We start from the raw sequence: 19,413 nt of genomic DNA, 5'->3' as shown, positions 1-19,413 counted from the left end.
TCGTGCGTCTCTGGCCATGGACTGGATGCTGCTGCTGTTGATCGTCGCCTCCCATCTGGCCAGTGCGTTTCTGGCCGCGACGATTGCCCGTCAGAAGGCCCGCAACAGCCGGTCGTGGTTTGTTGCCGGTCTGCTTTTCGGGCTGCTGGGATTGATCGGGGCTGCAGGAATTCCTGATCGTCACCAGATCGTCTATCTGCGTCACCTTGCGGTGGCACAGGGGTACCGCCACAGGCATGGATCCGCTGATCAGAATGGCGGCAAGGGGCCAGGCCGCTGAGCAGCTGTGGCTCAATGGCCCTGAAAAGCTCGCCATGAAATGTGGCAACAGCTACTGATGCTCAGCATTGATCGCACCGGCTCGATGATCGGTTGCTGATCGCACAGTGGCGTCTGCTCAGACGCGCTGTCATGCATCCAACGGATCAGATGCCATGGGCCTCGACGACCCAGATCAAAACAACACAGAAGGTCGCTCATGCGGTGCTGAGGCTGCCGACCCTGAGAGACGACGACAGCCAGACTTTCCGGGTGTGTCTGTTGCTGATCAGTGCCCGTTGTCTGTGCGGCAGACCGTGTCGCTTCACGCCTATCAAGGTGGTGTCACTCAGGTTGTGCAGGTGCCGCCATCAGACCTGCGCAGGAAATCACTGGAGCTGCGGCGCATGGGTTGGACCGTCATACGAACGGACGCTGTTGCCTGAGCCAGCACCGGCGGGCGCAGACGCTTCTTGATCGCTCAACTGCGGAGCTCCCCTGTGTCAGTTCTGTTGACCTGATCACTGTCATGTGGTCTTGAGAACAATTTGTTTCCGCAGAATGGTTGTCGGGCCAACAGGCGTCCGTCACCTCCATGGGGAGCCTGAGTCAGCATGGATCAAGCTGACAATCGCTCCTGGCCCTGCAACATGAAACTGCTTCCGCTTTCCGGTTTTCTGCTTCTTTCAGTGTCACCGGCTGCGGCTGAAAACCTTGTTTATCTGAAATGCAAGAACCAGATGACGCTTGCCTCCACTGAGATCAGTACGGGAAAGCTGATCAATGAGGAGCAGACCAGGGAGGAGCTGCTTTACCTGAAGATTGATCCTGTTGGCAATCGATTCATGACATACAACCCTTCTGCAGAAAACCAAAACAATCAATGGGATGATGCGCTCATCTCCGGTGGCAGGTTGAGTGCAAAAATTGTTGAGGATAATGAGGCTTTGAACGTTGAAGGAGAGCTGGATATTGAGTTTCAACCTGCGGGAAAACTGAGATCCCAGGTTTCAGCGATTGCTTTTGGAATGATTTCATCTGAGATTGAAATCACTGGTGACTGTATGGCTGTGGATGAGTCTGTGTTTGATGCTGCTCAAGAGCAATCAGGTGACAATTGATGTGAATCAACCTTTGGGCAAATATGCTCCTTCCACTGAGGATTGCTCGGCACGATGTCAATGCCGCCCATCCACCGGTATCCACTGAATCACTGGACGCTGCGGTTGTTGGGCTCGCGCCGGTGCCCGTCAGCATCTGATGATTGGCTGGTGTGATTCACTGCGGCCTGCTCTTGGACCCTCTGCTGATCGCAGCACTGCTGGCGCTGGCCAGCGCCTTTGCCGCCTGCTCCGGTCTGTTGATCCTTCAGCTCGGGCTGCAACGGGTGTTTTCGATAGCACCCTCTCTCGCGTCAGCGCCGCAGGGTGACTTGCCGGACACCTCGCTGAGTGTGGTGATCCCCGCTTACAACGAGGCGGACAACATCGGACCCTGTCTCGCCAGCGTGCTTGCCAGCGATCCCCCCTGCCGCGACTGGCAGGTGCTGGTGGTGGATGACGAGTCGTCCGATGCGACAGCTGATCGCGTGACCGCTCTGCTCCACGATCGCAGCGCCAGCGATCCTCCCTGCCGGTTGCTCAGGGCAGGTGCCCGACCCCCCGCCGAGCGCTGGGTGGGCAAGAACTGGGCCTGCACCAGAGCGATGGATGAGGTGTCCAGCAACTGGGTGTTGTTCATCGATGCCGATGTGCGCCTGCGGCCCGAGGCTCTGCGCCGAGCCCTTGCTCAGGCCAGTGGTGAGGAGGCTGATCTGTTCAGCCTGGCGCCGCGACTGGGTTGCGGCTGCCTGGCGGAATGGATGGTGCAGCCGATCATGGCCAGTCTGCTGGGCCTGGGATTCCCGATTGAAGCCGCCAATGACCCGTTGTCGGAAGTGGCATTCGCGGCTGGTCCGTTCATGTTGTTCCGACGCAGCGCCTACGAGAGCGTGGGTGGTCATCGGGCACTTGCCTCCGAGGTGGTGGAGGATCTGGCCCTGGCCAGATCCATCAAGAGCTCCGGCTTCCGTCTGCGTTATCTGCTCGGGCTCGATGCCGTGGATCTGCGCATGTATGCCGACCTGCCCGCGCTCTGGGAAGGCTGGACCAAGAACTGGTTCATCGGTCTGGATCGCGATGTGAGCCGGGCACTCGGGGCCGCCGGCGTGGTGGTGCTGATGTTCAGCGCTCCCTGGCTGCAGTTCCCTGCCGCCCTTGTGCTTCTGATGCTGGTGCCGCAGCTGTCGATCTGGTGGCTGGCGCTGCTGGGACTGTCGTTGCTGGCGATCATGCAGCAGCTGCTGCTGCGTTTCTGGCAGCGACGCCGTTTTGACGTGCCGCTGACCTACTGGTGGCTGATGGGTGCCGGCGGTCTGTTGCTGGGCGCAATCGGGCCGGTGTCGGTCTGGCGCACGCTCACCGGCCGTGGCTGGACCTGGAAGGGGCGTCAGCTGAGCTGATCAGAGTTCATCATCGAGCACCTGCGCCGCTGCCTGATCGGGCTGCGCCTCCTTTCTGCTCTCCGCCTGCCAGGCGTCCAGCACCTCGGGGAAGTGCTCCTCAATGCAGCTGTCGCAGATGCCGTGGGAGAAGCTCAGTGTGCTGCGTCGGGACAGATACTGATCGAGATGCACCCAGTCGCCTTTCTCGTCCTTGGCTTTGCGGCAATAACTGCAGGTGGAGATGATTCCTGAAGGCGTGCTTTCCAGGCAGAACGAATCAAGCAGATTGATCGAGCGTTTTCTCAGATCCAGGAACGCCACCACCTGGCGGGAGAGGGCCTGCATGATCTGCAGTTGATTGCCCGACAGCTGGTTGGGTATGCGGTCAATCACGCACAGCGTGCCGATCCGATGCTCCGCGTCGTTGTTGAGCGGAAAGCCGGCATAGAACCTGATCTTGGGATCACCGCAGACGAGCGGGTTGTCCACGAAACGCTCGTCCTGAAGCGCATCGGTGACGATCAGCGGCTGGTCGGTGTGGATGGCATGGGCGCAGAACGACCAGTCTCTGGGGGTCTCCTCAGCATCGATGCCCACCTTTGATTTGAACCACTGCCGGTCGCTGTCCACCAGGCTCAGCAGGGCGATGGGCGTCTCACACACCAGTGAGGCCATGTGGGTGATGTCGTCGTACGACTGCTCAGGGCGCGTACCGAGAATCCTGTATTCACTCAGGGCCTTGAGGCGCTCCTGTTCGAATTCAGGGATGAGAGCGGTTTTCATCGCCTGATGCATTGCCCCAACAAGGTATGCGTCATTGAAAGATTGACTGCATCCGGCAATGGAAATTCACGGCGGAGATGTTGGTCTGTGAAGTTTCAAGAGGAATGAATGAGATCGCAGATCTCCGCTGTGATCCCTCATGTGTGGGCAGCGATCGCTGAGGCTTTCTGCAGGCTTCGCTGTTCAGACGCGGCTGTAGCCCAGCAGGCTCTCATGGATCTTCAGCGGCAGCCCGAACGACTCCATCAGAGCGCGGCATTCGGCGCCGATCGTGCCGTAGACCTCCACGCTGAAACCATCACCCAGCTCGGCATGTTTCTGCAGGTACTCCTGCACCGGCGGGTTGCTCACATGGGCCGAGAAGGCCGCATCGTTGGCGTAGACCTCCGACCAGACGAAGGACTGTGGATCGTCGGGGTCCTGATCAAAGGTGTGATGCAACATGCCCGGCTCACTGGCCTGCACAGCCGCATCGGTGGCTTCAGCCAGCTGCAGATAGGCCTCCACGCAGCCAGGTTTCACGTGGATACGGGCCAGCAGCATGAACGGAGTGGATGAATCGAACGTCGCCATCGCATCAGAACGAGAGCATCGATCCTCGCTGCAACAGCTGCCGGGGATCGGTCACGGGTCACACTGTCGAAGCTGTCCGTTCCGACATCCGAATTCATGCGCACGATCGTTCTCCCTGCCCTGGCGGCTGCATCCGTTCTGCTGACAGGCGTTGCGGGCTGCTCGAACCGCGGCAGTGAGACTGCCGCTGATTCCGCCGCTGCCACAGCTGACGCCGCCTCCACCGAGGTGAAGGTGGAGGAGGTGTTCAGCGGCTCTGAGACGCTCAACGGCACTCAGCTGAGTTACCCGGAGGGAAAGACGGAGCTGCGCCTTTACAGGGTTGAGATTCCTGTTGGCGGCAAGATTCCTCTGCACACCCACCCCGCTCCGATGCTGGTGTATGTGCAGGGCGTTGATTCCGGTGAACTGCTCAACACCCGGGTGCAGCCGGATGGCAGCGAGGTGAGCAGCGTGTTCAAGCCCGGTGAAAGCTTCCTTGAGGGCTCCTCCGAACCTCACTATGTGGAGAACAGGAGCGACAAGCCAACGGTCGTCTGGGTGATGGTGGCGTCGGCCGAAGGCCTGCCCACCACCGAATGGATCAAATGACGCGCTGATGGCGCACGGTGTTCTTCAGGCCCGGGTGGCTTCGATCAGGCAGAACGGTGGTGTGGCCATGATTGCTGTCCAGTAGTCGGCTCCCAGCGTCTCCACCCCTTCCGGAGCCAGAACAGGCTGCGGCCAGCGCACCTGTTGCAGGCCGCAGTCCTCCATCAGCGTCTGCATCACTTCGCGGCTGATGTAGTAGTCGGTGAGTTCGAACACACCGCCGTCCTCCAGCGTGAAGCGGTAGTGGATCGGAGCCCCTTCCACCAATGGTCCGCTGATGCTCTTGCTGTAGCCATAGGGACGACCCGCCTCGAAGTTTGAGGGAGGGTCGTCGGGATTGTTGTTGAGCGCCACCAGCCGCCCTCCCGGACGCAGAAGATCGCTGATGGTGCTGAACTGGGCCCGCAGCTCCTCGCGGTTGCGGGCGTGGTTGAACAGATAGCCGGCGAACACCAGATCAACCGTTGTGTTCAGCCTCAGTTCGCCGGCGTCGCACACCCGGTAGTCGATGTTGAGGGGATGGCTCCGCTCCTGAGCCCGTGCCAGCTCGATCATGTCGGATGAAAGGTCGACCCCCAGCACCTGATCGGCTCCGAGCTGCCTGAGAAGCCGGGTGTAGTGGCCCTCTCCGCAGCCCAGATCGAGCACCGAGCGTCCGCTGAGATCCCCCAGAAGCGCCAGCGCCGAGGGTTGTTCCAGATAGGTGCGCCAGGGCTGCCGCTTGGCTGTCTGATATCCGGTGGCATGTCCCTGGTAATCGCTCATGCCCAACGCCCTGCGAACGTCCAGCCTATGAATGCGGGCCTGGCCTTCAGGGCTGTGCCAGCGGCACGAGGTCGATCACCACCGCCGTGGCCGGCAGACCTGAGTCGTTTCTCCAGCCGTGCAGCACACCCGTTGACTCGAAGACGGCCTCGCCGGCGCTGCGCTGGATCGAGCGGGGACCTGATCCGTCGTCGCGCACCTCTACAAGGGTTCCCTCGATCAGATAGGCGACACCCGGTCGCTGCTGATGCTGATGCCAGGCCACCGAGCCGCCGGGCGCGATCGTGATCCGCCGTGTGCGCAGCATGCGTCCGTTCAGCGCGGCGAATTCGCTGGAGAGATCCAGGCTGCCCAGGGATTCCACACTCACTTTTGCGGTGCTGGAGGGTGCATCGGGCGGGGCCGTGCGCTGTTCGCTGACGGGTGTCACGTGCTGTGCTGCGTGATGTTGATGGGCCGCTGCCGCCGGGCAGGGCAGCAGCAGGCCTGTGAGGGTGATCAGCGACAGAACAGAAGCTCGCATGGCCGCACAGGAATTGGTCACTATTGTTCCAACCACTACCAAAGCGGTGCCTGACACCGCTTGATCGTTATGAGTAACCCCATCACGCCATCCCGGGCACTGGATTTCCTGGGCCGCGTCTGTCTTGCTGCCGTGTTCGTGAACGCGGCTCCGGGCAAGATCACCAACTTCGCCGGCAACGCCGCGCGCATCGCCTCCAAAGGCATTCCCGTGCCGCTGGCGAACATCCTGCTGCTGGCAGCGATCCTGGTGCTGATCGCCGGTTCGATTCTGCTGGTGTTCGGCGGTGACACGATCCTCGGGGCGTCGCTGCTGCTGGTGTTCCTGGTGCCCACCACGCTGATCTTCCACGCCTTCCCGTTCGAGACGATCCCGTTTCTGATGAACCTGGCGCTGATCGGCGCTCTGATCCTGGCGATCACCCGCTCCACGGCCAACGCTGCGCCCAACTTCCGCCGGGTGCGTGCCGGGGCCTTCGATCGCAAAAGCTGAGGTCTTCCTCAGGCCAGCGGGCATTAAAAAACCCCACCGACCGGTGGGGTTTGCAGTGATGTGATCAGTTCGCTGATCGCCGCCTCATTCGTCGAAGACCTTGCACATCGGTGATCCGGGATGGGTGTCGCAGATCTCGTCAAGCACCTTGTCGCGGTGACGGCTGTCGGGGTTGTTCACGCCCCCGTCCTTCTTGGGGTCGAACTCTTCAGGTGAGTGCTTTTCGTTGGTTCCGTAAGGGAGCTCATACTCCTCGAACTTGTGCTTGCCATCAGACATCGCGCAATTCCTCCTGAAGAACGAATTCCTGATGTTCAGACCTTAGAGAGGCTGGAGAAGGAATTGAGCAACTTCGGGAATTCTTCGGTTGCGGTCAGTTGCCGGAGGGGCGCACGGGCGTGCGCTGGATGCGCAGTCGCTCGGGAATTTCGCTGGTGCGCGGCAGTTGCAGCTGGGCTTCAGCCCAGTCCTGCATCAGGGCTTCCAGCAGGGATTTTCGATCGCCGAACAGCCGAAGCATTGTCCTTGCATCTGAGATTCAATCTCAACAAAGCATGGTCGTTCAGCTTGGAGCAAGTGATTCTCATTAGCGTTCACATAGCGTTGTCAAAGGCCCTCCAGGGGCCCTGCGAACCCTCTGTCTGACATCAAAGAACCCGGTGATCACAAGCTGCAGCCGAACAGTAGGCCGATGCCTCGACGTTCCCTGCTGGCGCTGGCCCTGTCGGTAGGTTCAGCCGTTGGAGTCTCCCTGGTTGGTGGTCATGCCAGAGCCCTGTTGAGAGATCGACAATCCGGATCCGTGTCTGAGTTTCGCGGTGGTTCGCGGCTGACAGACGCCAATGCCGCTAACTGGACAACAACCGCTTCGCAGGCAGAAGCACTGATGGGACCCCTCCGCCTTGAACTGATCCACAGGCAGCGCATCGCTGATGCGGGTCTCGGCCTGAATGAACCCTCGGGCCTCACTCTCAATGCCGATGGCACGGCGCTCTACACGGTGAGTGATGACACCAAGGCCATCTTCTGTATGGATCTTCACGGCCGGGTGTTGATCAGCGAGTCGTTCTTTGTGGATGCATTGGATCTGGAAGGGCTTGCGCTCAGCGGCGACGGCAGTCGACTGCTGGCGGTTCAGGAGGAGACCAATTCGGTGATCAGCGTTGATCTCGATGGTCGCCGCGAACTGCAGCGGCGTTCCCTGGCGTCGATGGCCAATTACGCCAGCATCGCGATGCACTTCCCAGATCGGCCTGACAACAAGGGCCTTGAGGGAGTCACGGTCAACAGCCACAATCAGCACGTGTTCGTGGTCAAGGAAGGTCGGCCGGGGTTGCTGATCGAGCTCGATCCCGACTGCAGCACGATCCTGTCGTCGCGATTGCTGACGACGGCGAACGGTTTCTCCCATCCGAAGATCGGGTCACGCAGGCTGGATTTCTCCGGGCTGAGCTACGACAGCCGGCGCGACACGCTCTGGATCGCCAGTGACCATGGCCAGTGCCTGTTCCACTACGACTGGACTCGCGATCGGGTGCTGCAGCGCCTTGATCTGCTGCTCGATGACGGCGGCAAATCCAGGCGGGTGCGTAAGGCCGAGGGCATCGCCGTGGACTCCGAACGTGGCAGGGTTTACGTGGTGAGCGATCGTGACGTCGAGCTCTACGTGTTCAAGCTGCATGGCTGACCCTGCAACTCAGCGTGTGCTGCTGACCGGAGCAAGCTCCGGGGTGGGTTTCGAGGCCGCCAAGGTTCTCAGCTCCCGGGGGCATGCGCTCACGCTTCTCTGCCGCAATCAGGCCGCGGCTGATCAGACCCTGAGCCAGCTCTCCGGTTCGGTTCATGCCCTGATCTGCGACCTGGCCGATCTCGCTGCCGTTGAGAACGTCTGCAGCCAGCTGCTGGAGAGCGGCACGGCCTTCAACGCGCTGGTGCTCAATGCCGGTCTGCAATACGCCGGCGCCTCCGAGGCGCAGTTCTCGGCGCAGGGGATTGAACTCACCTTTGCGGTGAACCAGCTGGCCCATCAGCTGATGGCGATGCGGCTGCTGCCGTTGCTGCAGAAGGCCGCCAGTCCGCGGCTGGTGATCACCGCCTCGGAGGTCCACAACCCCGCAAGCGGTGCCGGCAAGGTGGGCAAGCCCGCGGATCTTGGAGAACTGGCGGGCCTCAGCGGCGGAGCGGGCTTCGCGATGGTGAACGGCGGTGATCGCTTCGACGGCAACAAGGCCTACAAAGACAGCAAGCTCTGCAATGTGCTGATGGCGAGGGAACTCGACAGGCAGCTGGCTGCCTCGATGCCCGTGATCGCGTGGAGCCCGGGGCTGGTGATCACCCGCAACAGCGGCGGCTTCTTCCGGTACAACAAGCGCAGCAACCCTCTGGGAATGGGGGCGTTTGCCTTTTTTGCCAGGGATCTGCTGCGCATCACGGAATCGCCCGAGAACGCCGGTCGGCTGCTGGCAAAGCTGGTGAGCGATCCGGAGATCGATCCGGGGTTCCGCTACTTCACCAACAAGGTGGTGAGCTTCGGCGGGCATCGGCTGGAGCCGACCGATACCAGCACCGAGGGCGCCGACCTGCAGAAGGCCGAGCGGCTGTGGAGGCTGTCGGAGGAGCTGATTCAGTCCGTCATCCCCTCCTGAGAGCTGGTTGCGCTTGGAAGACAGCGCAATGATGTTCCCCTCCTCCCTCCGAGTCATCCATCACCTCGGATCCCGCTAGCTGCTCAATCCAATGTGCGAGTCCACGCCAAATGACGACGATGTCCGGAAACTCAATGACGAGCTTGATGAGCATCTCGCTTCTCTTGAGGCATCACAGTTCGACCAAGACCCGACACGCCCCCTCCGTGATAACGGACCCGTGTCGGACACGCCGATAGTCACAGGCACTCAGCAGACCATGGCGGCAGTGATGGGCTTCCTCACAGCTGGTCCGGTCGGCTCGCTCGCAAGCTGGGGTTCGATCCGCGCTGTTCAGGGTCGATGGATGCTCTGGATCCTGATCGGTGTACCTGCAGCGATGCTGATCAACGTCTTCAATCTCATTGCACTGGGTGTTCTGATCAGCGGTGATGAGTCTTCGCCCGTCAGCACAGCTGAACCTTCAGCGGCTGTTGATAAGCCGAAGAGGCCGGTCAGATCGCCATCCTCCCTGCCCGCTTACAACACCTCCAACAGCGGTGGCAGCACCCTGTTCGAGAAGTGTCAGGCCATCGTTGCCGCCCAGAAGCAGGTCAATCTCTTCCGTGTCGCCCAGCTGTCGTTTCAGATCGGCTTTGACCACGACACGCCCGGGAACACCGATATCGACCAGGATTGTGAAAGTGTCGGTGTGAACACCCGCTGACCATGGCGATTGCAGCGCGATGGACGTTGACGCAGATGCTCTTGCCGACGGCTTTCGCTCACTAGCTTGTGCCGACGCACAGCAGCGCCATGGTCGAAACGGGTTCTTCAGCGAAGCAGCAATCGCACGTGGTGGTGGTGGGCGCCGGCTGGGGCGGCTGGGGTGCGGCCAAGGCGCTCTGCGAAGCCGGTGTGCGCGTGACCCTGATCGACGGCATGGCCGATCCCAGCGGCAGTGTGCCGATCACCACCGGCAGCGGCAAACCGTTCGAGGCCGGCACCCGCGGCTTCTGGAAGGACTACCCCAACATCAATGCGCTCACCGATGAGCTTGGGCTCGGTGAGATCTACACCGAGTTCACCACCAGCGCCTTCTGGTCGCCGGATGGGCTGGAGGCCACGGCACCGGTGTTCGGCGACGCGCCGCATCTGCCCAGTCCGGTGGGTCAGGTGCTGGCCACGGTGAAGAACTTCAAGCGTCTGCCGCTGCCCGATCGGCTCAGCATCGCCGGACTGCTCTACGCCATGCTCGATCTCAACCGCAGTGATGCGGTGTTTCGCAGCTACGACGCGATCAATGCGCTGACGCTGTTCAAACAGCTGCGGATCAGTGATCGCATGATCGACGACTTCCTGCGGCCCACCCTGCTGGTGGGACTGTTCAAACCGCCCGAGGAGCTGTCGGCGGCGGTGACCATGGAGCTGCTCTACTACTACGCCCTGGCCCATCAGGATTCCTTTGATGTGCGCTGGATCCGCAGCAAGAGTATCGCCGAGCAGCTGATCAAACCGCTGAGCGAGCGGCTGCGCGAGCGCTATCAGCTGACCGTGCTGGGCGGCACGCTGGCCACACGGCTGAACGTGTCGGTCGACTGTCAGAGCATCCGCTCGCTGGAGACGCGCAATGTGATGACAGGCAGCAGCGCCGTGCTCGATGACGTGGATGCGGTGGTGCTGGCGGTGGGTGCCAAGGGGATGGGTTCGCTAATGGCGCAGTCGCCGCAGTGCGGCGTGTTGGCACCGGAGCTGGTGCAGGCCGGCACGCTTGGCAGCATTGATGTGGTGTCGGTGCGGTTGTGGCTCGATCGCCATGTGCCGGTTGCCGATCCCGCCAATGTCTTCTCGCGCTTTGAGGCGCTGCGCGGTGCCGGTGCCACCTTCTTCATGCTCGATCAGCTGCAGAAGCAGACCGAGGCGGAGCTCTGGGGAGATCAGCCGGTGCAGGGCTCGGTGGTCGCCAGCGACTTCTACAACGCCACGGCGATCGCTGAGCTGAGTGATCAGCAGATCGTCGACTGCCTGATGCAGGATCTGCTGCCGATGGCGCAGCCCGCTTTCGCTGAGGCCCGGGTGGTGGATCAGGAGGTGCGCCGTTATCCGGGATCGGTGTCGCTGTTCTCGCCGGGGAGTTTCAGTAAGCGGCCGCCGCTTGAGACCTCGCTGGCGCCGGTGGTCTGCGCCGGCGACTGGGTGCGTATGGGCGCCAGGGAGCATGGCGCCAAGGGGCTGTGTCAGGAACGGGCCTACGTGTGCGGTCTGGAGGCGGGCAACTCGCTGCTGCGGCGAGGCATCGTGCGTGGTGAGGCTGTGCCCAGAACCAGGCAGCATCCCGTGATCCCGATCCGGGCCGATGAACCGCAGGTGCTGCTGGGGCGTGCCCTCAACAAGCTGGTGATGGATCCGCTGGAGACCCTGGGCATCGAGTGGCCCTGGCTGGCGAGCTAGTCGGCTGCGCCTGTCTCAGGGAAGCGCCAGTGCCGTTCCCTCGCGGCGCGGATCGGCCGCACCCTGCCAACGACCGTTGAGTTTCTGCACAAGGGCGGTGCCGCTGCCGACGCGCTGCCGGCGAACATCCATGTCTTCTTCGCCCTGGAGCTGATCGAGAGCCAGCGGCCAGGGCAGCGGTGGATCCTCTTCCAGCACCAGCGTGCTGCCGCGGCGGGAGAGATGGGGCAGGCCCACGGCTCGCTGCGGTGGTTCCCTCCAGATCAGTGAGGCCAGCAGCACCCGGCTGAGCAGGTGGGGAATGCTGCGTCCCCCGGGACTGCCGAGCGCCAGCACCGGCTCGCCCTTCTTGAACACCAGTGTGGGCGCCATCGATGACATCGGCCGGCGGCCGGGCAGGCGGCGGTTGGCGACCGGTTGATCGTCAATCCGTGGCTTAAAGGCGAAATCAGTGAGCTGATTGTTCATCACCATGCCGGCCACCAGGTGCCGACTGCCGAAGACCGTCTCCACCGAGGAGGTGTAGCTGGCGATGTTGCCGAAGCCGTCCACGATCGTCACCTGGGTGGTGCCCTGTTCGCGGCTCCTGCCTGGACGACCGAAGGGATAGCGATGGACTCCCGGCGGCAGCCCTGGAGTGGCTGCCTCCGCCGGTCTGGCCTGCATGGCTCTGGAGCGGCTGCGGATGTAGGTCGGATCCAGCAGGGCCGCGGTGGGCACGGGCCCATCGATCGGGTCATGCACCCAGTAGAGCCGGTCGGCATCGGCCCAGGCCTGGGCGCTGGCCAGCTGCCGCCAGGTCTGCGGCTCAGCGGCGCTGGAGCGCGCCAGATCGGTGCTCTGGTTGAGCAGGGCCAGGGTCTGCAGCAGGGCCAGTCCGCCGCTGCTCGGCGGCGGCATCGTGCAGATCCGATGCTGCAGCTGCTTGCTGCAGAGCGGTTGGCGGCGCAGCACCGCATAGGAGGAGAGGTCTGATCGGCTCCAGCCGCGGAAGTCGGGGTCGCCGGCCTGAAGCCTGGCCATTTCCTGCAGGATCTGCCGGGCCAGGGCTCCGCGATAGAAATCAGTTCCGCCGTGTTGCGCCAGTGCCTCCAGCGTCTGCGCCAGCTGCGGGTTGCGGAAGGGCTGATCGGCCTGGGGTGGTTTGCCGCCAGGCAGATAAAGCTTCTGAAAGGCAGGGCTGTGACCCGTCCCGATGCGCTGGGCCAGGCTGATCGAGCGCAGCAGCCGCGGGCTGGGAAGGAAGCCATCGCTGGCCAGCCGGATCGCCGGTTGCAGCCCTTTGGCCCAGCTCAGACGCCCGAACTGCTGATGGGCTTCCCAGAGCAGTGCCACCGTTCCGGGGATGCCGATCGCATCCAGCCGGGCTGTGGCCTCGCGCCAGGGCAGGGGTTCTCCGCTTGGCGTCAGCAGGTCGCCGGGCCGACTGCTGCTGGGCGCGACTTCACGGCCATCGAGCACCTCCAGCGTCTTCGCCTGCGCGTCCCAATAGAGAAGGAAACCACCACCGGCGAGGCCGGAACTCTGCGGTTCCACCACGGCCAGCACGCTCTGGGCTGTGACCAGCGCATCGGCTGCGCTGCCGCCCTCTTTGAGAGCCTTCAATGCCGCTGAACTGGCCAGGGGATTGGCGGTGACGACAACCGCAGAGCCGGCGGCTGTGGAGATGCGCTTGCGGCCGGGGTCGGAGGATTCCGGATCATCGCGGCTGACCGGCGCCGCTGCGGTTGCCGCAAGGCTGCCGGCACTCAGCATCAGCAGCAGGGCTCTGAGCAGTGGGGCAAAGCTGGGCAAGCGGAGTTCTGGGATGACCGCACCAGCCTGGCCGCTGCTGCTCGTTGGCGCGGACGTGTGTCTCAGGAGTTTGGATGGATCAGTTTCTGCTGCACTGGCCCGAGCTGGACAATCGGCTCAGTTTTCAGCGAGCACCCGCCGCCGGGACCCAGATTGCGGCGTTGTGATCGCCGAGGCCAAGGGTTCGGCCTTCGAGATGTTCGATGCCGACCCAGGCGCAGATCAGGGCATCGAGCATGTCTTCGATCGGTTTGAGAGAGGCAAGGGTGCTCACCTGCGAAGCTCTGGGGATGAACGGCGGAATTCCGGTGATCTGGGCGTCGAGGCCGGATCGGATCTCCTGAAAGTGACTCAGCAGGCGTTCGATGCGCTGGCTGATTGAGAGCTGTTCTGCTTTCCAGTACTGGGCTGAACGGCTCACCTTGTAAGGCAGCCGGTAGCTGAGATTGAGCAGGGTCAGCAGCGCCACATGGGGATAGACCTCAATCAGGGCGGCCTCAGGATGGGGGCTGGCGGCGGTCTGCAAGCGGTAGCCCAGGGTCTCAAGCTCAGCGCGCAACCGGTCGGCGATGGCTCCCGGCCTCTGCGCTGAGGGACTGTGCACAGCGCAACCTCTTGAGCCGTAGCGGCTGGCGATGGCGGTGTCGGCTGCACGTCGGCTGGTGATCGCTGTCATGGCCAGGGGCATGTCAACTGCGATGCAGTCGATGCAGCTGCCGATCCGCTGCCTGGATGCCCTGAGCAGAGCGGCTGGATCAGGCCTGCTGCCTTTGGCCTTCCGAGCCGGATCGCATTCATGATCGGATGCCTGGTTGATGAAGGCGTCATAGCTGGGAGCCAGCAGCTCACATCGCCAGCCCTCTGCGGTGTGCCGCACCAGGGCGATGCCACTCGGGTGATGGGCTGTCCAGGCGGCATCGATGCCCAGCACACTGAGGCCATCACCTTGATCAGTTGTTGCGTTGCTGGGATGGGGCATCACGCCGATGTTGATTCTGTGCGTGGCTCAGGGAGTTGGCTCGATTAGCTGTTGCAGAAATGACCGCAGCTGAAACACCGTGCCATCGAGGTAGGTGATGTTGTTGATGCGCCAGCTGCCCGTGTTGCCCTTGTTCAGTTCGTAGAGCAACCGTTGCGGAATGCCGCTGGACTGGCCCCTGAGGCCAACATCCACAGCCACTTCAGCCTTGATGCTGTCGCCCTTTTCCGCGCTGCAGCCCTTGACCTTGGCTCCGTAGGTCGCCACCTGGGTGTTGCTGAACACGTCGAAATCGATGAAGCGGCCATCACGCGCGGGTGTGAGTTGTCTGGCCTCCATCAGCAGCCTGAACAGTGATGGTGTGAAGCGCTGGCGCTGGCCGGAGAGCGCTGTTGCAGGGTCATCGCTGTTGTCCATCTGCTGCACCTGCCAGCGGTAGAGGCCATCGAGCTGATCCACCACGCCTCTGGGGCAGGGACCATCGGCTGCCGGCACGGACAGGGCGATCAGGCTGGTGGCCAGCAGAGTCAGCATGATTGCGCTTCGGTTGAGGCCAGTCTGGCTGTGATCTCGATCCACAACTGGGTTTACTGCGGCCGGTGAAGGCTGCGTTGTTGATTCCCAAGCAGCGGATGATCATCCAGTGCGAGTCAATGTTTCAGCCAATCGGTTCAGCGGGCGGAGATTGATCACTCAAAAGTGATCGCCATTTCGTTTCATTTGTCTCCGATCACACCGCATCTCTGATCCAGACACGTCATGATTTTCCAACGTGGATGGTCAAGCCGACCAGGACGCGGAAACCAAATAACCGGACAAGTTCAATGAGCAGACGAGGAATTCATCCCCTCTTGATGGGGTTGGACAAGACCAAGCGCAAACCGATCGAGAAGAAACAGGTTGAACTGACCGGCTACGAGTCGGCTCAGCGCAAGCGTTTCCTGCGTTCCGAAGCCGAAACCGAGGAGTCTGAGCAGAGCAAGGTCGCCTGAGGCTTGGCCGCTTCAGCTGACGGCATCAAGAGGGGGGCGGCATGGCCGCCTCCGTCCTCATGACGTGGACGCCCCACCAAGAGCGCTTCCCACACACCATTGATGGCAACGGAACGGAGAACGGGCAACCTCACCTGCAAATGAACTGACTGGTTCAGGAAGACATGACTTTGTGATCAAAGGCTTCCATTATTTTTTTGTTTCATCTGCAAGCAAGCTGATCATGGTTTCCTGGGCACCTGGCTCATTCCAGTAGTGACCTGGCCATCGGCTTAGGTAGGACTTGTTCTCATCACAATTGAATTGTTGCTTGAGGGTGGAGAAGTGCTCCCCCAACAGAGCTATTATTTTCTCATTACTCGTGCCTTGCTGACCTCAGACAAACCAAAGGTGGAGGCCGGCGAGCTGGATTGACTCATGCCATGGATGGCTCGTCTATCTCCACGGAACGTATTTGTACAACCACTCAGTGGAGAGAAGCCGTTCCTGATGCCGCTGGATAAGAGACGTTAAGGCGCAGTGACCGGGCTGATGAAGTCCTGGATATTTGATCAGATCCTGATCGGAACATGATTCGCAGAATCGCAGCGCTATCTCTCCTCACCGCTCTGAGCGGAGGCTTCAGTCGTGTCTCAGCCGAGCCGGTCAAGCAGCTGCTCCAGAGCCTTCCAACGAGTCTGGGATCCAATGCCGAGCTGATGTTCAGTGCCAATCCGCTGGGGCAGCTGGCGCTCAACAGCCGCCATCAGAACACCACGCTGGAGGCGCTGCTGGCCAGGATCCGTGCCGATCTCACCAAGGCCGGTTACTGCGAAGAGCCGATTCGCACCAATGTCACCCGCGGCACGTTTTCCGCCACCTGGGCACCGCCGAAAGGCACCGTTGTGGATGGCACCAAACCGGGAAACTACGCCGTGCTGTCCACACAGGCCGTGATGCTGGATCCTTCCGTGATCAATCTGAATGTGAGCTTCGCTGATGTGCTCGGCGGCAATCAGGCCGTGATCACCGAGTGTTATGGCGGATCCTCCGGCAGCTCCGGCAATTCCGATCAGAACAGCACTCCTGCTGAGCCAAATACAAAATCAAAGCCATCGGCACCGTCCATGAGGATCAAACTGTTCTGAGCCATTGCAGATCTGCCGTGAGTTCTTGTCATGCCATGGCTGGTTGGGAATCCCGTTTATAGATCGAGTGTTTCTAGACCTCTTTGCCACTGCGACTTGTGACTTTTCAGGAGTCTGCCAATAAGGAGAACTCCCGTATATCATCACGCTGAGCAAATCAGAGTCGCGGAGACATTAGTGATGGCCGCAAAGGTTTTTACAAAAGAACTAGGCTTGATCAGAAAGATCAGAAAGATCAGAAAGATCAGAAAGATCAGAAAGATCAGAAAATCATTGACTGACTTCAACTTTTTGCACTTTTAGTGCATCAATTGATCAAGACGAGATCCAAATTTGGAGACTGTGGGAGGTTCAAAAGCTTGCTGTCTAAAATCCATGAACAGAATACGTGGATGACATGTCACGCCGATTGAGTCTTGATACCGCTGGCTTCTCTAATCAACAGGCTTTACTTGCTCTGCTCATTGCATTTCCCATTGGTCTTATTGGCCTCGGCCTGGTGCTGACTGCAGTCAACCAAAACTCAGATCGTGCCGTTTTGCAGACTCCCGCTGAGCAGGTAAACCCGGATGAAGCACCTGAGGTTATTGATTTCCCCGATAATGACATGACAAAAGAGCCGGTATTGCCAGCGATTGAACCAAATGCCAGCCGACAAAAACCCCTTGCAAGTCAATCGAAGAAAGGTATTCGCAGAGAAGTCAATTGCTGGTTTCAAATGGAAACCGGCGGTCGATTGAAGGGCACCCGATGTGCCGTCACCTCTCGCGTCAATGTAAACGGCGACAAGGTTTTTGATGTTGTTGAAGCCTCAGGTCTAACAAGATCGATTGTGCTCTGGGATGATTCTGAGGCTGAAGTTTTCCTGGAGGGAGTGAGATATACCGGGAATTGGACGGTGGACAGCGATGGAGATGTTCGTGTGACTGTCGGAGATGGAACCTTTGCGTTCACACCCGAGTGACCATCATCTGCCGCTACCGACGCGGAAATACAAACCCGACGCTTTACTGATGCGATCACGAAAGCGTTCGGCTGCTTCACGGGTACCGAAACTGGCAACCTGAACAGAACCACCTGCATTGAGATAAGCATCACCGCAATAATTCCGTTTGACTCGATTCAACACGGATCGTGATGAAGGTCCCAGCACCGGCCACCAACGTCCGCTGGGGCTGGAACTTGAACCACAACTTGGCTGCCAGCGAAGGGCAGCTTCTCGAGCAACAACTGAGGGGCGACTTCCTGACCAGAGGAGCGCGATCACAGGAGCAAGAATTATTGCCACTATGAGAACAATCAAAAGCGGATGAGCAGATCGGTCCTCTCGATCAGCTTGAGATGCATCATCACCATCAGTGGGGGTTGACGGAATATCACCAGACTGAACAGACAATATTTGTGCGTGCTCGCCACGATCTGTTTGATCAAGCGATCTCAATAGGCGTTCAGCATCATCTCCAGTCTGACGAATATCACTGAGATCAGAAGGCGGCTCGCTCATGGTCCTGCCTGCTCATTGTCGAACTGATGAAAACCGCAGATGTTGGCAGCACGCTGATAGTAAGGATCAAAACGATCCCAGCGAAAACTTCGCGGGTCATAACGGCTTCGGCTGCGATCCACCGCTGCATGCGTTGTTAGCCGAGTGATTGGGATTCCAAACTTGGCCTGCCAGAGCAATACCTGTTCAGCCAAAGATCTGTATTGGTCTTCCGTGTAGCCGGAATGCGAATGCACATCACCTCGGCCATCTTGAGGTGTGATCAGACTGATATGGAGTGCAATGTTGTTGATTGAGCCAACAGCACCTGGACGGGAACGCATCGTGACATCTCCAAAAGCAGACATTCCACTTCCGTAAGCACGTTTTTCATCAGGAACCACCCGGATTCGCCTACCGTCTTCAGCAACCAACATGTGGTAACTGACCTGCTGATGATCCTCGGGGTGATTGGTCTGAAAAAGATCGACAGTTTGTGATTCGTTGATCACAGTCTCATGCAAAACAATCACCATCGGCTTTGTTTGTAACTCACGCCCCCATGAATCCTTGGTTTTTCGCTCTCCAAAGTTTGTTGGATGGGCTGGTTGAAATTCTTCTTCTGGAATTTGCAGGAGTGCTTCACACCGCTGGATCTCTGAAGGGTTAGCCGCTTGAAGTGGAGCATTAACAAGGGCCATTAGCGGCGGGAGCTTTGCTTTGACTTCAGCTTGATTTCGGTCTTCAAACTGCTCGATCAATCCATGATCATCATTTCGCTTTGAATCAGAAAACCAATTGAGCTGAGGCGGAAAGGAAGAGCATCCGCACAGCACCAGTAAAAACGCAATATGAAATCGATGCAATTTTTTGATTTTCACTGTTTACGGTAATCCCAGATTTTCCAGCGACCACTCTCTTTTTTCAAAGTGTACATCCAGTTATTGGTATTTGATGATTTTTCGTTCCCATTCGGAGAATGAAGAACCGAATTTTCAGTTACAGAGACAACAATCGAAGGCATTGTTTCAGAGGGCAAAAAACTTAAGACTCTATTGACACGTATGACGTCATACGTGTAATAACTGGTTTCCTTCTTCAACCAATTAATCGAACCATTTTCTTTGGTCAGATCAGTCCAGAGTGGACCCGATGCCACTACTTGATCGGCGAGATCGGTGTTGAACGGAGGAGCAAAGATCTGGGACTTCACAGTGAGCCATTGCTCAACAACTGATCGAGCCTGTTGTTCGCTCAGAGCCGGAGGTTGAACAAACGTTTGATTGGACCGTGGCAAAGGCTGGATTGTCGTGGATTGATCTAGGTCTTCCTGCTTTACTTCTGATGGAGGTGCCTGGGCTACGGTTGAAGGAGGCCTTTGAAGCAGAACGATCAAGACGCCAATCCCGATCAATCCAACCGGGAAGCAGATCAGCAGAACCAATAAAGCCTGCTGGTTCGTGAAACCTGATTGGCCTTTGAGAATACGCTTCATG

Annotated in this window: 25 protein-coding genes; 13 read left to right on the top strand and 12 right to left on the bottom strand. The window is 59.7% G+C overall.

Translation table 11 applies throughout. The features are described 5' to 3' along the window. The first annotated feature begins 16 nt into the window (after positions 1 to 16). The 4 genes from SIB56_RS06150 (at position 17) to SIB56_RS06135 (ending at position 2,758) form a co-directional block, all read left to right on the top strand. Positions 17 to 280: a hypothetical protein gene (locus tag SIB56_RS06150; protein WP_413326461.1), complete on the top strand. Its 264-nt coding sequence runs from the start codon at positions 17 to 19 to the stop codon at positions 278 to 280. A 154-nt stretch (positions 281 to 434) separates the two neighbouring features. Continuing rightward, complete coding sequence (locus SIB56_RS06145; protein WP_413326459.1) at positions 435 to 704, top strand: hypothetical protein; 270 nt, start codon at positions 435 to 437, stop codon at positions 702 to 704. 204 nt (positions 705 to 908) lie between these two features. Continuing rightward, positions 909 to 1,379, top strand: a complete 471-nt coding sequence (locus SIB56_RS06140) for a hypothetical protein (protein WP_413326457.1) — start codon at positions 909 to 911, stop codon at positions 1,377 to 1,379. A 173-nt stretch (positions 1,380 to 1,552) separates the two neighbouring features. Beyond that, positions 1,553 to 2,758, top strand: a complete 1,206-nt coding sequence (locus SIB56_RS06135) for a glycosyltransferase (RefSeq protein ID WP_413326455.1) — start codon at positions 1,553 to 1,555, stop codon at positions 2,756 to 2,758. Here the strand turns inward: SIB56_RS06135 and SIB56_RS06130 are convergent, their stop codons facing one another. Together SIB56_RS06130 and SIB56_RS06125 are read right to left on the bottom strand one after the other, a co-directional pair. Then, on the bottom strand, positions 2,759 to 3,523 hold the full coding sequence (locus SIB56_RS06130) for a GAF domain-containing protein (RefSeq protein ID WP_413326453.1): 765 nt from the start codon (positions 3,521 to 3,523) through the stop codon (positions 2,759 to 2,761). Positions 3,524 to 3,706: 183 nt separating this feature from the next. Further along, on the bottom strand, positions 3,707 to 4,096 hold the full coding sequence (locus SIB56_RS06125) for a putative quinol monooxygenase (protein WP_413326450.1): 390 nt from the start codon (positions 4,094 to 4,096) through the stop codon (positions 3,707 to 3,709). A gap of 96 nt (positions 4,097 to 4,192) precedes the next feature. On the opposite strand from SIB56_RS06125, the gene SIB56_RS06120 reads away from it, so the two are divergent. Continuing rightward, positions 4,193 to 4,687, top strand: a complete 495-nt coding sequence (locus tag SIB56_RS06120) for a cupin domain-containing protein (protein ID WP_413326448.1) — start codon at positions 4,193 to 4,195, stop codon at positions 4,685 to 4,687. A gap of 24 nt (positions 4,688 to 4,711) precedes the next feature. Here SIB56_RS06120 and SIB56_RS06115 read toward each other — a convergent pair whose 3' ends face one another. Beyond that, positions 4,712 to 5,452: a class I SAM-dependent methyltransferase gene (locus SIB56_RS06115; protein ID WP_413326446.1), complete on the bottom strand. Its 741-nt coding sequence runs from the start codon at positions 5,450 to 5,452 to the stop codon at positions 4,712 to 4,714. Between the two features lie 46 nt (positions 5,453 to 5,498). Further along, a complete protein-coding gene (locus tag SIB56_RS06110; protein WP_413326444.1) occupies positions 5,499 to 5,975 on the bottom strand; it encodes a cupin domain-containing protein in 477 nt (158 codons plus the stop codon). Positions 5,976 to 6,044: 69 nt separating this feature from the next. Between SIB56_RS06110 and SIB56_RS06105 the strand changes: the two genes are divergently transcribed. After that, positions 6,045 to 6,467, top strand: coding sequence for a DoxX family protein (locus SIB56_RS06105; RefSeq protein ID WP_413326442.1), 423 nt, complete (start codon positions 6,045 to 6,047; stop codon positions 6,465 to 6,467). An 84-nt stretch (positions 6,468 to 6,551) separates the two neighbouring features. On the opposite strand, the gene SIB56_RS06100 is transcribed toward SIB56_RS06105, so the two are convergent. After that, complete coding sequence (locus SIB56_RS06100) at positions 6,552 to 6,746, bottom strand: hypothetical protein (RefSeq protein ID WP_413326441.1); 195 nt, start codon at positions 6,744 to 6,746, stop codon at positions 6,552 to 6,554. 94 nt (positions 6,747 to 6,840) lie between these two features. Beyond that, positions 6,841 to 6,987: a hypothetical protein gene (locus tag SIB56_RS06095; protein ID WP_413326439.1), complete on the bottom strand. Its 147-nt coding sequence runs from the start codon at positions 6,985 to 6,987 to the stop codon at positions 6,841 to 6,843. Positions 6,988 to 7,158: 171 nt separating this feature from the next. On the opposite strand from SIB56_RS06095, the gene SIB56_RS06090 reads away from it, so the two are divergent. From SIB56_RS06090 to SIB56_RS06075, 4 genes are all read left to right on the top strand, one after another. Beyond that, complete coding sequence (locus tag SIB56_RS06090; RefSeq protein ID WP_413326437.1) at positions 7,159 to 8,154, top strand: SdiA-regulated domain-containing protein; 996 nt, start codon at positions 7,159 to 7,161, stop codon at positions 8,152 to 8,154. Then, on the top strand, positions 8,147 to 9,112 hold the full coding sequence (locus SIB56_RS06085) for an SDR family NAD(P)-dependent oxidoreductase (protein ID WP_413326435.1): 966 nt from the start codon (positions 8,147 to 8,149) through the stop codon (positions 9,110 to 9,112). Before SIB56_RS06090 ends, SIB56_RS06085 begins: the two co-directional genes overlap by 8 nt. A 91-nt stretch (positions 9,113 to 9,203) precedes the next feature. Beyond that, entirely contained in the window at positions 9,204 to 9,818 is a 615-nt protein-coding gene (locus tag SIB56_RS06080) for a hypothetical protein (protein WP_413326433.1), read from the top strand. An 89-nt stretch (positions 9,819 to 9,907) separates the two neighbouring features. After that, positions 9,908 to 11,542 (top strand): FAD-dependent oxidoreductase, encoded by a 1,635-nt coding sequence (locus SIB56_RS06075; protein WP_413326431.1) that lies wholly within the window; start codon positions 9,908 to 9,910, stop codon positions 11,540 to 11,542. Positions 11,543 to 11,557: 15 nt separating this feature from the next. Here SIB56_RS06075 and SIB56_RS06070 read toward each other — a convergent pair whose 3' ends face one another. From SIB56_RS06070 to SIB56_RS06060, 3 genes are all read right to left on the bottom strand, one after another. Further along, positions 11,558 to 13,297: a gamma-glutamyltransferase family protein gene (locus tag SIB56_RS06070; RefSeq protein WP_413327168.1), complete on the bottom strand. Its 1,740-nt coding sequence runs from the start codon at positions 13,295 to 13,297 to the stop codon at positions 11,558 to 11,560. A gap of 163 nt (positions 13,298 to 13,460) precedes the next feature. Further along, positions 13,461 to 14,315 carry a DUF429 domain-containing protein gene (locus SIB56_RS06065; protein WP_413326429.1) on the bottom strand — a complete coding sequence of 285 codons (855 nt, stop codon included), beginning with the start codon at positions 14,313 to 14,315 and terminating at the stop codon, positions 13,461 to 13,463. A 27-nt stretch (positions 14,316 to 14,342) separates the two neighbouring features. Beyond that, positions 14,343 to 14,849 carry a DUF3828 domain-containing protein gene (locus SIB56_RS06060; RefSeq protein WP_413326427.1) on the bottom strand — a complete coding sequence of 169 codons (507 nt, stop codon included), beginning with the start codon at positions 14,847 to 14,849 and terminating at the stop codon, positions 14,343 to 14,345. A 290-nt stretch (positions 14,850 to 15,139) separates the two neighbouring features. On the opposite strand from SIB56_RS06060, the gene SIB56_RS06055 reads away from it, so the two are divergent. The 3 genes from SIB56_RS06055 to SIB56_RS06045 all read left to right on the top strand — a co-directional run bounded on the left by SIB56_RS06055 (position 15,140) and on the right by SIB56_RS06045 (position 17,398). Continuing rightward, entirely contained in the window at positions 15,140 to 15,307 is a 168-nt protein-coding gene (locus SIB56_RS06055; RefSeq protein WP_413326425.1) for a hypothetical protein, read from the top strand. A 569-nt stretch (positions 15,308 to 15,876) separates the two neighbouring features. Beyond that, a complete protein-coding gene (locus SIB56_RS06050) occupies positions 15,877 to 16,434 on the top strand; it encodes a hypothetical protein (protein ID WP_413326423.1) in 558 nt (185 codons plus the stop codon). A gap of 388 nt (positions 16,435 to 16,822) precedes the next feature. After that, complete coding sequence (locus SIB56_RS06045; protein WP_413326421.1) at positions 16,823 to 17,398, top strand: hypothetical protein; 576 nt, start codon at positions 16,823 to 16,825, stop codon at positions 17,396 to 17,398. Between the two features lie 3 nt (positions 17,399 to 17,401). On the opposite strand, the gene SIB56_RS06040 is transcribed toward SIB56_RS06045, so the two are convergent. The 3 genes from SIB56_RS06040 to SIB56_RS06030 form a co-directional block, all read right to left on the bottom strand. Beyond that, positions 17,402 to 17,737, bottom strand: coding sequence for a hypothetical protein (locus SIB56_RS06040; RefSeq protein ID WP_413326418.1), 336 nt, complete (start codon positions 17,735 to 17,737; stop codon positions 17,402 to 17,404). A gap of 197 nt (positions 17,738 to 17,934) precedes the next feature. Continuing rightward, entirely contained in the window at positions 17,935 to 18,798 is an 864-nt protein-coding gene (locus tag SIB56_RS06035) for a peptidoglycan recognition family protein (RefSeq protein WP_413326416.1), read from the bottom strand. Then, the gene (locus tag SIB56_RS06030) at positions 18,795 to 19,412 is read right to left on the bottom strand and encodes an ARC6/PARC6 family protein (RefSeq protein ID WP_413326414.1); all 618 of its coding nucleotides are present in this window, start codon (positions 19,410 to 19,412) and stop codon (positions 18,795 to 18,797) included. Before SIB56_RS06030 ends, SIB56_RS06035 begins: the two co-directional genes overlap by 4 nt. Between the last annotated feature and the right edge of the window lies 1 nt (position 19,413).

The organism is Synechococcus sp. MIT S9503 (assembly GCF_047304175.1).
GTDB lineage: Bacteria > Cyanobacteriota > Cyanobacteriia > PCC-6307 > Cyanobiaceae > Synechococcus_C.
Note: the sequence above shows the minus strand (reverse complement) of the source record. Positions and strands in the feature narration are given on the sequence as shown.

Coding starts and splice junctions, on each gene's coding strand:
- SIB56_RS06150 (WP_413326461.1), top strand. CDS start 17: ATGGACTGGATGCTGCTGCTGTTGATCGTCGCCTCCCATCTGGCCAGT.
- SIB56_RS06145 (WP_413326459.1), top strand. CDS start 435: ATGGGCCTCGACGACCCAGATCAAAACAACACAGAAGGTCGCTCATGC.
- SIB56_RS06140 (WP_413326457.1), top strand. CDS start 909: ATGAAACTGCTTCCGCTTTCCGGTTTTCTGCTTCTTTCAGTGTCACCG.
- SIB56_RS06130 (WP_413326453.1), bottom strand. CDS start 3,523: ATGAAAACCGCTCTCATCCCTGAATTCGAACAGGAGCGCCTCAAGGCC.
- SIB56_RS06125 (WP_413326450.1), bottom strand. CDS start 4,096: ATGGCGACGTTCGATTCATCCACTCCGTTCATGCTGCTGGCCCGTATC.
- SIB56_RS06120 (WP_413326448.1), top strand. CDS start 4,193: ATGCGCACGATCGTTCTCCCTGCCCTGGCGGCTGCATCCGTTCTGCTG.
- SIB56_RS06115 (WP_413326446.1), bottom strand. CDS start 5,452: ATGAGCGATTACCAGGGACATGCCACCGGATATCAGACAGCCAAGCGG.
- SIB56_RS06110 (WP_413326444.1), bottom strand. CDS start 5,975: ATGCGAGCTTCTGTTCTGTCGCTGATCACCCTCACAGGCCTGCTGCTG.
- SIB56_RS06105 (WP_413326442.1), top strand. CDS start 6,045: ATGAGTAACCCCATCACGCCATCCCGGGCACTGGATTTCCTGGGCCGC.
- SIB56_RS06100 (WP_413326441.1), bottom strand. CDS start 6,746: ATGTCTGATGGCAAGCACAAGTTCGAGGAGTATGAGCTCCCTTACGGA.
- SIB56_RS06095 (WP_413326439.1), bottom strand. CDS start 6,987: ATGCTTCGGCTGTTCGGCGATCGAAAATCCCTGCTGGAAGCCCTGATG.
- SIB56_RS06090 (WP_413326437.1), top strand. CDS start 7,159: ATGCCTCGACGTTCCCTGCTGGCGCTGGCCCTGTCGGTAGGTTCAGCC.
- SIB56_RS06085 (WP_413326435.1), top strand. CDS start 8,147: ATGGCTGACCCTGCAACTCAGCGTGTGCTGCTGACCGGAGCAAGCTCC.
- SIB56_RS06080 (WP_413326433.1), top strand. CDS start 9,204: ATGTGCGAGTCCACGCCAAATGACGACGATGTCCGGAAACTCAATGAC.
- SIB56_RS06075 (WP_413326431.1), top strand. CDS start 9,908: ATGGTCGAAACGGGTTCTTCAGCGAAGCAGCAATCGCACGTGGTGGTG.
- SIB56_RS06070 (WP_413327168.1), bottom strand. CDS start 13,297: ATGCTGAGTGCCGGCAGCCTTGCGGCAACCGCAGCGGCGCCGGTCAGC.
- SIB56_RS06065 (WP_413326429.1), bottom strand. CDS start 14,315: ATGCCCCATCCCAGCAACGCAACAACTGATCAAGGTGATGGCCTCAGT.
- SIB56_RS06060 (WP_413326427.1), bottom strand. CDS start 14,849: ATGCTGACTCTGCTGGCCACCAGCCTGATCGCCCTGTCCGTGCCGGCA.
- SIB56_RS06055 (WP_413326425.1), top strand. CDS start 15,140: ATGAGCAGACGAGGAATTCATCCCCTCTTGATGGGGTTGGACAAGACC.
- SIB56_RS06050 (WP_413326423.1), top strand. CDS start 15,877: ATGATTCGCAGAATCGCAGCGCTATCTCTCCTCACCGCTCTGAGCGGA.
- SIB56_RS06030 (WP_413326414.1), bottom strand. CDS start 19,412: ATGAAGCGTATTCTCAAAGGCCAATCAGGTTTCACGAACCAGCAGGCT.